The following is a 12,451-nucleotide window of genomic DNA, read 5'->3' as shown; positions in this document are numbered from 1 at the left end:
AAGCACTGGATGCGCCAAGCTCAGAAACGCAGCGTCGAGGACACCTGGCGCCACATCGGCCACCTCGTCGAAACCATTGAGGCAACCGAATGCAGGAACTACTTTGAAAACGCAGGATACGCTTCCGTCAAAACGTGAAACGCTCTAGTTCGTCACCACGATCCGCGTGTTGCCGAAACCCACTTCCCGCACCATGGCGTAGAAGGCCGCGGCGTTGGCAGTGTGCAACCGCACGCAGCCATGCGAGGCCGGCCTGCCAAGCTGCCTGACGGCGCCCGTTCCGTGGATGGCGTAGCCGCCGTGGAAGAACACGGAATAGGGCATCGGCGACATGTGATATTTGCGCGAATACCACATGCGCGCGGTTCGCTGCGGCTTGTAACTCCCACGCGGGGTGAAATAGCCGGGACGCGCTGTGGAGACACTCCATCGATAAACGGACAAACCATATCTGACGGTCATGGTCTGCGACGACACATCTATATTTGCGACGAGGCTGGCCGCCCCGCTCTGCCCAGAAGTACCGAGCAGCATCGTGACGAACACGATGGCTATTAGAATTGTCTTCTTCATGCGATCAAACCCCCTTTGATTGCCCTTGCCTGCCCCCATCCTGTCTTTCATTTTTTTGATGGCAGGAGAACTCGCTAACACACAGTCCTTGACCAATTCGCCAATCCAAAGCAGCGAATTTGAACGATTTCGCGCGATAGTTGCCGCGACGACACGTCGTGCCGCTGGTCCGATGACACTTGCAAAACAGCGGCGATCGCTGCTCAACTCACACGCATGAATGACCGGCTGCTGCAAATCATCGATGGAAGGCGCGATGAAGTCGCCGCACTGACCGCTGATCTGATCCGATTCCCCACCATCAACCCGCCTGGGGACGCCTACCGGCCATGCGCCGAATATATCGCGGCCCGACTAAGCAAGCGTGGCTTCGAAACCGAGTTCATCCGCGCCGAAGGCACGCCGGGCGATACCGACCGCTATCCGCGTATCAATGTCGTCGCCCGTTTCGATGGGCGCTCTCCCGGAGCCTGCGTCCACTTCAATTCGCATATCGACGTCGTCGAAGCCGGCGAAGGATGGAGCCTCGATCCGTTTGCCGGCATTGTGAAGGACGGCAAGGTCCACGGGCGTGGCGCCTGCGACATGAAGGGCGGACTTGCGGCCTCGATCATCGCTGCCGAAGCCTTCATGGAAGTCTTCCCGGACTTTCCCGGCGCAATCGAAATATCCGGCACCGTCGACGAGGAATCCGGTGGCTTCGGTGGCGTCGCCCACCTTGCCGGTCTCGGTTATTTCTCGAAGCCCCGGGTGGACCACGTCATCATCCCCGAACCGCTCAACAAGGATCGCATCTGCCTTGGTCATCGCGGCGTGTGGTGGGCGGAGATCGAGACCAAGGGCGAGATCGCGCATGGCTCCATGCCGTTCCTCGGGGACAATGCGGTGCGTCATATGGGTGCGGTGCTGCACGCCTTCGAGGAGGAATTGTTCCCAGCGCTCGACCGCAAAATGACCCGCATGCCGGTCGTGCCCGAAGGGGCAAGACGCTCGACCATGAACATCAACTCGATCCATGGCGGCCAGACGGAGGATTTCCGGCCCGGCCTGCCCTCGCCCAACGTCCCCGATTCATGCCGGCTGACCATCGACCGACGCTTCCTGCTGGAGGAGAAGCTGGACACGGTGAAGAGCGAGGTGACCGCAATCCTTGACCGGCTGAAACGTGAGCGCAAGAAGTTCGACTACCAAATCCGCGACATCATGGAAGTGCTGCCGCTGATGACCGAGCGCGACGCGCCGGTCGTAAAGGCGGTTGCGCAGGGTATCATGGCAGTTTTCGATCGTGAGCCGGAATATGTCATTTCGCCCGGCACCTACGACCAGAAGCATATTGCCCGCATAGGGCACATATACGACTGCATAGCCTATGGCCCTGGCATTCTCGACCTCGCCCACCGGCCGGACGAATGGGTCGGGATTTCGGACATGATCGAATCGGCCAAGGTGATGGCGATCGGGTTGAACGTATTGTTGCGGGGCACGGCCACCGGCTGATCAGAAGAGCGGCCGCGCCTCCTGCGGCCGAAGCGGAAAAACATTTCCCCGGTGGTGACCGCGCAGCACGAAACGCAATTTACTCCTCGGCGAAATAACGCTTCTATCCGACCGCCTCGAGCATATGGAGTTGCGCGATGAGAATTTGGAAAACCATCCTGGCCGCCGCCGTCTTGTCGCTCTCCGCAGATGCGGCGTTCGCCGCGCGCGCCGACCTCGTCATAGGAATTCCGCTGGAACCGCCGCACCTCGATCCGACGGCCGGCGCGGCCGCCGCCATCGACGAGGTCCTCTACGCCAATGTGTTCGAAGGCCTGACCCGCATTGGCCCGAACGGCGAGGTGCTGCCGGATCTGGCCGAAAGCTGGACCGTTTCCGACGACGGCAAAGCCTATACGTTCAGGCTGCACAAGGGGGTGAAATTCCACGACGGAACGGACTTCGACGCCAGTGACGTGAAATTTTCGCTGGACCGCGCCCGCGCCGACAATTCGGTCAATGCGCAAAAAAACCTGTTCGCGGCCATCGACAAGGTCGATGTGGTCGATCCCGCCACCGTGCAGGTCACGCTCAGGAACGCGCAGGGCTCCTTCCCCTACAATATGGCTTGGGGCGACGCGGTGATCGTAGCGGCCGAGTCAGCCGGCACCAACAAGGAAAAGCCCATCGGTACCGGACCATTCAAATTCCAGTCCTGGGCCAAGGGATCGTCGATCACCCTGGTGAAATCCGATGATTACTGGGGTACTCCGGCGTTTCTCGACAAGGCCGAGTTCCGCATCGTGCCCGATGCCGCCGCCGCCGTGCCGGCGCTGCTCTCAGGCGATATCCAGGCCTTTCCGTTCTTCGACCCCGACAGTGTCGCCCAGATCAAGGACGATCCGCGTTTCAAGGTGGTGATCGGCTCGACCGAAGGTGAGACCATCCTCTCGATCAACAACAAGAAGCCCCCCTTCGACAAGCTGCAGGTCAGGCAGGCCATCTCCTACGCGCTCGACCGCAAGGCGATCATCGATGGCGCCTCGGCCGGCCTCGGCCTGCCGATCGGCTCGCACATGTCGCCGGCCAGCAAGGACTATGTCGACCTGACCGGCCGCTACCCGCATGATTTGGCCAAGGCCAAGCAGCTTCTCAAGGAGGCGGGTGTCGAGAACGGCTTCAAGGCCACGCTGAAACTGCCCCCGCCCTCCTATGCCCGGCTTGGCGGCGAAATCATCGCGTCGCAGCTGCGCGACGTCGGCATCGATCTGGAAATCATCCCCGTCGAATGGGCGCAATGGCTGGACCAGGTGTTTGCCAAGAAGGACTACGACCTGACCATCGTTTCGCACACCGAGCCCAACGACATCGATATCTATTCCCGCAAGGACTATTATTTCAATTACGACAATCCGGCCTTTGATAAGGTCATCGCCGACCTGAACCTTACTTCCGACGAAGCCAAGCGCAAGGTGTTGCTGGGACAAGCCCAAAAGATCCTGGCCGACGACGCCGTGGTAGGCTTCCTCTACGAGCTACCCAAGGTCGGCGTCTGGGACGCCAAACTCCAAGGCCTGTGGGAAAATGCGCCGATCCAGGCCAATGATTTGACCAAGGTGAAGTGGAGCGAATGAGGCGGCTGGCTAAACGCTTGCGCTCCGTGCCACGCCCCTCTGCCCTGCCTGGCATTTCCCCCGCAAGGGGGGAGATCGGCAGCTTCCGCGCCACCGACAACCATACAGCGTTGGCGATAGGCGAAAGGACCAATGTGAGCTCAATCGCCCCCCTTGCGGCGGAGATGTCCGGCAGGACAGAGGGGGGCGGGCCGGAACGCGATCTTTGTCCGGCCAGCACGCTATACAATATCGCGCAAGCCCCAACATCGTCCCCTAACCCCCGATGAGCGCCTACGTTGCAAAGCGCCTGGCCACCGCCATCGCCACGCTGGTTCTCGCCTCTATGGTGGTGTTCGCGGTGCTCGAAATCCTCCCCGGTGATCCCGCGCGGCTGATGCTGGGCATGAACGCCAGCGCCGACCAGCTGCAACTCTTGCGCGACCAGATGGGCTTGAACGCGCCGCTGCCGTGGCGCTACCTGCACTGGGCGGGCGGATTGCTTAGCCTGGATTTCGGCCGCTCCTACACCTATTCGGTGCCGGTCATCGATCTCGTGCGCGAGCGGCTCGCCGTATCGCTGCCCCTGGCGCTCATCGCGCTTGCCCTCTCGACCGTCATCGCTATCCCGGTCGGCCTGTTTTCCGCCGGCCGTCGCGGACGCGCCGGTGACACGCTGGCGATGGGCACCGCCCAGCTTGGCGTCGCCATTCCGAATTTCTGGTTCGCCCTGATGCTGATCTATGTCTTTGCAGTCTGGCTGCGCCTTGTCCCGGCAGGCGGATTCCCGGGCTGGAGTGCCGGCGCCTGGCAGGCGCTGCGATCCCTTCTGCTGCCGGCCTTGGCGCTTGCCCTGCCGCAGGCCGCGATCCTGGCCCGCGTCACCCGCTCGGCGCTGATCGAGGTGCTCAACGAGGACTATATCCGCACGGCGCGTGCCAAAGGCCTGCCCTACCGCGCGGTCCTATGGCGGCACGCATTGCGCAATGCGATGATCCCGGTGCTGACCATCCTTGGCCTGCAATTCGCCTTCCTGCTTGCCGGCACGATCATCATCGAGAATGTCTTCTACCTGCCCGGCCTCGGCAGGCTGGTGTTCCAGGCCATCACCCAGCGCGACCTGATCGTGGTGGAAAGCGTCGTCATGCTGCTGGTCGCGGCGGTCATCGCCGTCAACCTCATCGTCGACCTTTCCTATGCGATCATCGACCCGCGCCTGAGAAACCGGCAGTGACGGTGCACCCGGACATTCCTCGGGAGACCGTCACTGGCATCCTTGCCAGGTCATTCCGCAACGGCGCCTTCGTGGCCGGCTTCGTCATCACCATACTGGTCCTGGCGACGGCGATCGTCTCCTATTTCTGGACGCCTTACGACGTCACCAGACTGGTCATATCGGACAAGATCCAGGCGCCCTCAGCGGCGCATTGGTTCGGCACCGACCATTTCGGTCGCGACATCCTGTCGATGATCATGGTCGGCGCCCGCAATTCCATCGCCGTGGCGCTAATCGCGGTCGGCATCGGCATGGGTATCGGCGTGCCGCTCGGCGCGTTTGCTGCAGCGCGCGGCGGCCTTGTCGACGAGGTGCTGATGCGCATCAATGATCTCGTCTTCGCCTTCCCCGCCCTTCTGTCGGCCATCATGATCACGGCCATCTTCGGGCCGGGCGCCGTCAACGCCATCATCGCCATCGGCATCTTCAACATCCCGGTCTTTGCCCGCGTCGCCCGCGCCGGCGCGCTGGCCATCTGGCCGCGCGAGTTCATCCTGGCCGCTCGCGCCGCCGGCAAGACCAGCACTCAGATCACTGTCGAGCACGTGCTACCCAACATCGCCACGCTGCTCCTCGTGCAGGGCACCATCCAGTTCGCCCTGGCCATCCTGGCCGAAGCCGGGCTGTCCTATCTGGGCCTGGGCGCGCAGCCGCCTTTGCCCAGCTGGGGGCGGATGCTGTTCGACGCCCAGACTCGCATGGTCGTGGCGCCATGGATGGCGATCTTTCCGGGCATGGCGATCGTCATCAGCGTACTGGGCCTCAATCTTCTGGGTGACGGCATTGCCGATATTCTTGATCCGAAATCGCGGCGGCGCCGATGAGCCTGCTCGAAATTAAGAACCTGTCGCTATCCATCGGCGACGCGCCGATCCTCAGGGAAGTGGAGCTATCCGTCGCGAGCGGCGAGGTCGTGGGATTGGTGGGTGAATCAGGCTCCGGCAAGTCGATGACGGCACTGACGCTGATGCGGCTCCTGCCCTACGCCGCGCGCGCCACCGGGCGCGTCACATTCGACGGCATCGACATCCTCGCCGCAAGAGAGGACCAGATGTGCGCCCTGCGCGGCGCCGATATCGGCATGGTGTTCCAGGAGCCGATGACCGCGCTCAATCCGGTCAAGACGATCGGCGAACAGGTGGCCGAGGGCATACGCTGGCACACCAAAGTCACGCGCGCGGAAGCGGAAGAGCGTGCCCGAAAGATGTTGGACCGCGTCGGCCTGCCGGAGGCGGAATTCCCGCTGTCTCGCTATCCGCATCAACTCTCGGGCGGCCAGCGTCAGCGCGTCGTCATCGCCATCGCCTGCGCATTGAAGCCGAAACTGCTCATCGCAGACGAGCCGACGACGGCGCTCGACGTCGTGCTGCAAGCGCAGATCCTCGACCTGTTGCGTGATCTCGTCGCCGAGAGCCGCATGGGCCTGCTATTGATCTCGCATGACCTTGCAGTCGTCACCGAGATGGCCGACCGCATCACCATCCTGCGCCATGGCGAAGTGATGGAATCCGGCGACACGGCGCGCACGCTCTCCGAACAACTCCACCCGTATACGCGCCAGTTGGCACAGGCCTCAATGCATGTGCCGGAGCGCGCCAGGCCGCATGGCGGGGCCGCGGGCCAGCCCCTGCTCCAGGTCGACGGCGTGACGCGCGACTATCCAGGCCGCCGCGTCTCGCTGTTCAGCCGCGCGCCCGACACACGCGCCGTCGACAATGTTTCCCTGTCGATGGCGCCCGGGCAATCGGTGGCGCTGGTGGGACGCTCGGGCTGCGGCAAGTCCACGCTTGCGCGTATGATCCTGGCGCTCGATCGGCCGAGTTCGGGCACGATCCGGTTCCGCGGTGAAACCATCACTGGCAAGAGGCAAGCCGAGTTGAAGCCGGTCAGGCGCGACATGCAGGTCGTCTTCCAGGACCCCTACGGTTCCTTCGACCCGCGCCAGAAAGTCGAAAGACTGGTCGCCGAGCCCCTGCACGTGCTGGATAAGAAACTGTCGCGCGCCGAGCGCCGCGAGATGGTGGCGCATGCTCTGCACGAAGTCGGGCTCGACCAGCGCGACCTCGACAAATATCCGCACGAATTCTCAGGTGGCCAGCGCCAGCGCCTGTCGATCGCGCGTGCCATCATCACTCGGCCCAAGCTGATTGTCGCCGACGAGCCGGTGTCGGCGCTGGACGTTTCGATCCGCGCCCAGATTCTTGATCTCTTCGCAGAGCTCAACCGCAGACACGGCATCGCCTACCTCTTCATCACCCATGACCTTACCGTCGCTCGCGCCATTTCGGACGAGGTACTGGTCATGCATTGCGGCAAGATTGTCGAGCGCGGCAAAACAAGCGAGGTTCTCGGTCATCCGCGGTCGGACGCTGCGCGGGCTCTTGTCGCCGCGGCTCCGGATCTGCGCGTCGCGATTGCGCGGCGCCTGCGCGAACAGGGCTGAGCGAACGCTTCCCGAAGCGGCTCGTTGCTAGTCTTCCCGCTTCACGCCATCGACCGGGCTGATGTCGAGCAGCTCGAGCGTGCGGCGAAGCAGGCGCACCTCGCTGTCGGCCAGGTGCGAATCCGCCTTGGCGATCTCAGCCATATGGAGGGCCAGTTGTTTACGTCGGTCCAGGTCGAGGTCACGGAACAGCGCTATGGCCTGCGAGCCATTGGTCTCGTAGCCGAACTCGTTGAGATAATCGATGACGCTGTCGATGCTTGTTTCCGGTATGCCAAAGGCATCCCTGCAGATGCGCCGAAAGGCGATCATCTCGCTCTCGCTGACCGAACCGTCGGCCAGGATCATGCGGAAAAGCATCAGGAGTTCCGCCGACAGGACGGGATCGTCGGCCACCTTGCGCACGCCCGGGTCGCCATCGAAGATAGAGCGTATCTGGTTCAGCAGTGCGAACGCCATCACGGTCCCTTTCCGATTCGCTCATACGTAGCGCGAAATCGGTCTTGCGCAAACCGGATTGGCGTGATCGAACCTTCCGATCGCGCGATGCCCGCCATCGTCACCACCCCATTGCTCCATCGATCCGATGTTCGATCTCGCCACCCACACCGTCGTCATGCTCGCCTTCGCCGCCTTTGCCGCGGGCTTTGTCGATTCGATCGCGGGCGGCGGCGGACTGATCACGGTGCCCGCCTTGCTCCTTGCCGGCTTTACGCCGGTGCAGGCGCTTGCGACGAACAAATTGCAGGGCATGTTCGGCTCGGCTTCGGCGACCATCCACTACGCGTCGAAAGGGCATGTCGACCTGCGCCGACAGTTGCCGTCGGCGCTGCTGGCACTCGTCGGCGGTGCCGTGGGCGCCCTGCTGGCAACGGTCGTGCCGGGCGATATCCTGCGCGCGGTGTTGCCGATCGTGCTTATCGCCATCGCCCTCTATTTCGCGTTGAAGCCCAACATGAACGACATTGATCGTACCGAGCGCCTGTCGCCTTTCCTGTTCGGACTGACCCTTGTTCCGGCCATCGGCTTCTACGACGGGCTGTTCGGTCCGGGTGCCGGCTCCTTCTACATGCTGGCCTTCGTGGCGCTGGCCGGCTACGGCGTGCTGAAGGCGACGGCACATACGAAACTGCTCAATTTCGCGTCCAATTTGGGGGGCTTTATTGTCTTCGCCGCCTATGGCGTCGTCTATTGGAAGATCGGCCTGATGATGGGGATCGCCCAATTCCTCGGCGCGCGTGTCGGGGCCAGCCTGGCCATGCGCATCGGCGCACGGCTGATCAAGCCGTTGCTGGTGATTGTCTGCCTGGCGCTTGCCGTAAAGCTACTGGCCGATCCCGCCAACCCGATGCGCGTCATGATTGGTGTGTGATCACGGCCACTGATAGAATACCGATGTTCGAATCATGTCGGAGGAGCCAGTCATGAATCTCAGCGCACCTACCCAGATCGTTTTCATTATTTCTGTTGTTATCGCCATTATCGGCGTTCTCGCGGCACTTGGGGTTCTCGCATTTATCCCAGTCGCCTCGGTATGGATCGTCACCATCGCTTTCGTCGTGCTGGCCATTGGCTGCCTGATGCGCGGCGCGTAGCACCTTAAATCCAGGCTTAACACGAAGCGCCCGGTTAGAGGCCGGGCGCTTTTGGTGCGGACAATGCAGCGATCCTAACGCGCAAGCGAAAAAATCGCATCGCAGTCGAGATGGGTCTCCAGTCCGACCGCAACCTCATCGAGCGCTCGCTCGACCTCGGCGCGATAGTCGATGCCGCCGCCCTTGATGCCGAGGCTCTCGAGGAACTTGCCACGAAATGCATCGGCGCCGAACAGTCCGTGGAGATAGGTGCCGATCACCTTGCCATCGGCGGAGATCGCTCCGTCCTCGGCCCCATTGATGATTGCCGACGGCCGTGCGGTGTCTGGTCCCGTGGTGCGGCCGAGGTGGATTTCATAGCCGTCCAGCGGCAGGTCGAACGGCACGGATCGCGCACTGATGTTGCGCACGGTCTTTTCCGCCTCCATCACCGTCTCGACGTCTAGCAGGCCGAGCCCGTCTGCCTCGGTGACGCTGCCCTCGATTCCGTCGGGATCGCGCACGATACGGCCCAGCATCTGGTATCCGCCGCAAATGCCGACCACATGGCCGCCGCGCTTGCGGTGGGCAAGAAGATCGCGGTCCCAGCCATTTTCCCGAAACTTCAAAAGATCGCCGATGGTCGACTTGGACCCTGGAATGACCACCAGACCGGCATCGGCTGGCAGCGGCTTTCCCGGCGGCACGAAGACGACCTCGACCTGCGGTTCGGCCTTGAGCGGGTCGAGATCGTCGAAATTGGCGATACGGCCAAGCATCGGCACAGCGACTTTCAGCGCCCGCGCCTCACCGGATGCAAGCCGTTCCAGCACGACCGAATCCTCCGAAGGCAATCGCGCCGCCGCCTTCAGCCATGGCACGACGCCGAAGCAGCGCCAGCCCGTGAACCTCTCGATGGCTTTCAGGCCGTCATCGAACAGCGAAACATCGCCGCGGAACTTGTTGATGAGATAGCCGACGATCATGCGCCGATCTTCTTCCGGCAGGATCAGATGCGTGCCGGCGACCGAGGCGATGACACCGCCTCGGTCGATGTCGCCAACCAGCACCACCGGCACATCGGCGCGCGTGGCAAAACCCATGTTGGCGATGTCGCGGCTGCGAAGGTTGATCTCGGCCGGCGAACCGGCGCCCTCGACGATGACGAGATCAGCACCCTCGCCGACCTTCGCCCAGGAATCGAGCACGGCTTCCATCAGCCGACCCTTGAGCGCCTGGTAGTCGCGCGCACGGGCCTCGCCGAACACCTTGCCCTGGACGATGACCTGGGCGCCGATATCCGTCTGGGGTTTCAGCAGCACCGGATTCATGTGCACGGACGGCGCGACGCCACAGGCGATCGCCTGCAGCCACTGCGCGCGGCCGATCTCGCCGCCGGCATTGTCGCCGCCTTCTATGTTGGCAACGGCGGCATTGTTGGACATGTTCTGCGGCTTGAATGGACGCACGTTGAGCCCGCGGTTCCTGGCGGCCCGGCACAGCCCCGCCACCAGCACCGTCTTGCCGACATCCGAACCCGTGCCTTGCAGCATGATCGCCTTGGCCATCAGGAACGGTCCTGCGTCGCGGTTCCGGTGATCGTGGATTTCTGCGCCAGCGGCCCGCCTCGCCAGACGTAAAGGGCTACAAGTGGCTCCTCGCCGGTTCGCATGGCGTGATTGACGTTGGAAGCATGGTGCACGACCTCGCCGGCGTCCCGCCGGCGAAACGCGCCCTCGCCCATCCGCCACTCGGTGCCGCCGGTCAGTGGAATATAGATCTCCTCGGCGACATGGTGGTGATCGGGGTAAACAATGTCGGGCCCCAGGATCAAAAGGCCGGCCGCAAACTCGTCATTGGCGAAATGACCTCTGGTGCCCAGTACTTCCAGCCAGCCATAATTGTCGACGAAGCGCTTGCTGAAATCCGCCTCCGTATAGGTCTGCCCCCAATGCAATTCGTCGCATCGCTGCGCCACCCATCGCACCAGCTTCTTTGCATCGGGCGACGCGACCGCGGCTGCACGATCGAGATGGCGAAGGCAGGCGAGTGGATGCGGCTCGAGCGAGCGGCTTGGCGCCTCCCAGCCGATGCGCGCCACCACATCGCGCACCATGGCATCGTCCACGGAAGCGAGATAGGCACGGAACCGGCCCAGCAATTCGTCGAAACTTGTCGTCACATCGCGCTCCGGGTTGGCGCACATCCACTCCGCCGCGGCTCGGGTTGCGCGACGCCATCATTGGTCTAGATTGCTACGCGCGCAAAGCCAAAAACAACAGGCCAGCGAGCCAACCCAAGGAGCACGCCATGGACGCCGCGGTCGATGCGAGCACCAGCCAGTTCGAACTCAACGAGGAACAGCGGGCCATCCAGGAGATGGCGCGCGCTTTTGCCGCCGACCGGGTCGCGCCGAATGCCCTCGTCTGGGACCGCGAACGGCATTTCCCGGCCGATGTCATCAGGGAGTCCGGGCCGCTCGGCCTCGGCGGCATCTACGTCAGGGACGATGTCGGCGGCTCCGCCCTCGGACGGCTCGATGCTGTGCTGATCTTCGAGGCCTTGTCGCACGCCGACCCGGCCTTTTCGTCCTTCATATCGATCCACAACATGGTGGCCTCGATGATCGACCGCTTCGGCAATGACGAGCAGCGTCAGCGCTTCCTGCCGAAGCTCACCTCGATGGAGTGGCTGGCCAGCTATTGCCTGACCGAACCCGGTTCCGGATCCGACGCCGCGGCCCTGAAGACGCGGGCGGTGAAGAGCGGCTCAGACTACATTCTCAACGGCACCAAGCAGTTCATTTCCGGCGCCGGCGACAGCGATATCTATGCCGTCATGGTGCGCACCGGCGCGGACGGGCCGAAGGGCATTTCTACCATGATCGTACCCAACGATGCGCCCGGCCTTTCCTTCGGCGTCAACGAACACAAGATGGGCTGGCACATGCAGTCGACGCGCCAGGTCATTTTCGAGGATTGCAAGGTGCCTGCCGAAAACCTCTTGTCGGGCGAAGGTGCCGGCTTCGGCATCGCCATGGCTGGGCTGGACGGGGGGCGGCTGAACATCGCGGCGTGTTCGCTAGGCGGCGCGCAATCCGCACTCGACAAGGCGCTGGACTACACCGCCCAGCGCAAGGCGTTCGGTTCCAGGATCAACCAGTTCCAGGCACTTCAGTTCCGGCTGGCCGACATGGAGACAGAACTGCAAGCGGCCCGCATGTTCCTCTATGCCGCCGCCGCGAAGCTCGACCGCAAGGCACCCGATGCCGGCAAATGGTCGGCCATGGCCAAGCGCTTCGTCACCGATACCGGTTTCACCGTCGCCAATGACGCGCTGCAGCTGCTCGGCGGCTACGGCTACCTGCACGACTACGGCATCGAGAAGCTGGTGCGGGATTTGCGCGTGCACCAGATCCTCGAAGGCACCAACGAGATCATGCGCGTCATCATCGCGCGGGCGTTGATTGGTAGGCAGTAGGCAGTAGGCAGTAGGC

General features: G+C 62.9%; 12 protein-coding genes and 1 pseudogene. 9 read left to right on the top strand and 4 right to left on the bottom strand.

Annotation, left to right across the window (positions count from 1 at the left end):
- Positions 1-138 (top strand): annotated as a pseudogene (locus LB513_RS10150) (IS630 family transposase); the annotation flags it as partial.
- Positions 139-144: 6 nt separating this feature from the next.
- On the opposite strand, the gene LB513_RS10145 reads toward LB513_RS10150, so the two are convergent.
- Complete coding sequence (locus LB513_RS10145; RefSeq protein WP_224663335.1) at positions 145-573, bottom strand: L,D-transpeptidase; 429 nt, start codon at positions 571-573, stop codon at positions 145-147.
- Between the two features lie 216 nt (positions 574-789).
- On the opposite strand from LB513_RS10145, the gene LB513_RS10140 reads away from it, so the two are divergent.
- From LB513_RS10140 to LB513_RS10120, 5 genes are all read left to right on the top strand, one after another.
- A complete protein-coding gene (locus LB513_RS10140) occupies positions 790-2,070 on the top strand; it encodes an acetylornithine deacetylase/succinyl-diaminopimelate desuccinylase family protein (protein ID WP_224663334.1) in 1,281 nt (426 codons plus the stop codon).
- 137 nt (positions 2,071-2,207) lie between these two features.
- On the top strand, positions 2,208-3,683 hold the full coding sequence (locus LB513_RS10135; protein ID WP_224663333.1) for an ABC transporter substrate-binding protein: 1,476 nt from the start codon (positions 2,208-2,210) through the stop codon (positions 3,681-3,683).
- 265 nt (positions 3,684-3,948) lie between these two features.
- The gene (locus tag LB513_RS10130) at positions 3,949-4,896 is read left to right on the top strand and encodes an ABC transporter permease (RefSeq protein ID WP_224663332.1); all 948 of its coding nucleotides are present in this window, start codon (positions 3,949-3,951) and stop codon (positions 4,894-4,896) included.
- Positions 4,893-5,762 (top strand): ABC transporter permease, encoded by an 870-nt coding sequence (locus LB513_RS10125; RefSeq protein ID WP_224663331.1) that lies wholly within the window; start codon positions 4,893-4,895, stop codon positions 5,760-5,762. Before LB513_RS10130 ends, LB513_RS10125 begins: the two co-directional genes overlap by 4 nt.
- A complete protein-coding gene (locus tag LB513_RS10120; RefSeq protein WP_224663330.1) occupies positions 5,759-7,381 on the top strand; it encodes an ABC transporter ATP-binding protein in 1,623 nt (540 codons plus the stop codon). Before LB513_RS10125 ends, LB513_RS10120 begins: the two co-directional genes overlap by 4 nt.
- 27 nt (positions 7,382-7,408) lie before the next feature.
- Here LB513_RS10120 and LB513_RS10115 read toward each other — a convergent pair whose 3' ends face one another.
- Positions 7,409-7,840, bottom strand: coding sequence for a TerB family tellurite resistance protein (locus tag LB513_RS10115; protein WP_224663329.1), 432 nt, complete (start codon positions 7,838-7,840; stop codon positions 7,409-7,411).
- Between the two features lie 127 nt (positions 7,841-7,967).
- Between LB513_RS10115 and LB513_RS10110 the strand changes: the two genes are divergently transcribed.
- Both LB513_RS10110 and LB513_RS10105 read left to right on the top strand, forming a co-directional pair.
- On the top strand, positions 7,968-8,753 hold the full coding sequence (locus LB513_RS10110; protein WP_224663328.1) for a TSUP family transporter: 786 nt from the start codon (positions 7,968-7,970) through the stop codon (positions 8,751-8,753).
- A 52-nt stretch (positions 8,754-8,805) separates the two neighbouring features.
- Positions 8,806-8,976 (top strand): hypothetical protein, encoded by a 171-nt coding sequence (locus LB513_RS10105; protein WP_224663327.1) that lies wholly within the window; start codon positions 8,806-8,808, stop codon positions 8,974-8,976.
- A 74-nt stretch (positions 8,977-9,050) separates the two neighbouring features.
- Here the strand turns inward: LB513_RS10105 and LB513_RS10100 are convergent, their stop codons facing one another.
- Entirely contained in the window at positions 9,051-10,523 is a 1,473-nt protein-coding gene (locus tag LB513_RS10100) for a cobyric acid synthase (RefSeq protein WP_224663326.1), read from the bottom strand.
- Complete coding sequence (locus tag LB513_RS10095) at positions 10,523-11,137, bottom strand: dimethylsulfonioproprionate lyase family protein (protein ID WP_224663325.1); 615 nt, start codon at positions 11,135-11,137, stop codon at positions 10,523-10,525. The genes LB513_RS10100 and LB513_RS10095 overlap by 1 nt, the downstream gene beginning before the upstream one ends.
- 128 nt (positions 11,138-11,265) lie before the next feature.
- On the opposite strand from LB513_RS10095, the gene LB513_RS10090 reads away from it, so the two are divergent.
- On the top strand, positions 11,266-12,435 hold the full coding sequence (locus LB513_RS10090) for an isobutyryl-CoA dehydrogenase (RefSeq protein ID WP_224663324.1): 1,170 nt from the start codon (positions 11,266-11,268) through the stop codon (positions 12,433-12,435).
- The last annotated feature ends 16 nt before the right edge of the window (positions 12,436-12,451 follow it).

Origin of the sequence: Mesorhizobium sp. ES1-1, from assembly GCF_020164785.1 — a bacterium.
Classification (GTDB): Bacteria; Pseudomonadota; Alphaproteobacteria; order Rhizobiales; family Rhizobiaceae; genus Mesorhizobium.
Note: the sequence above shows the minus strand (reverse complement) of the source record. Positions and strands in the feature narration are given on the sequence as shown.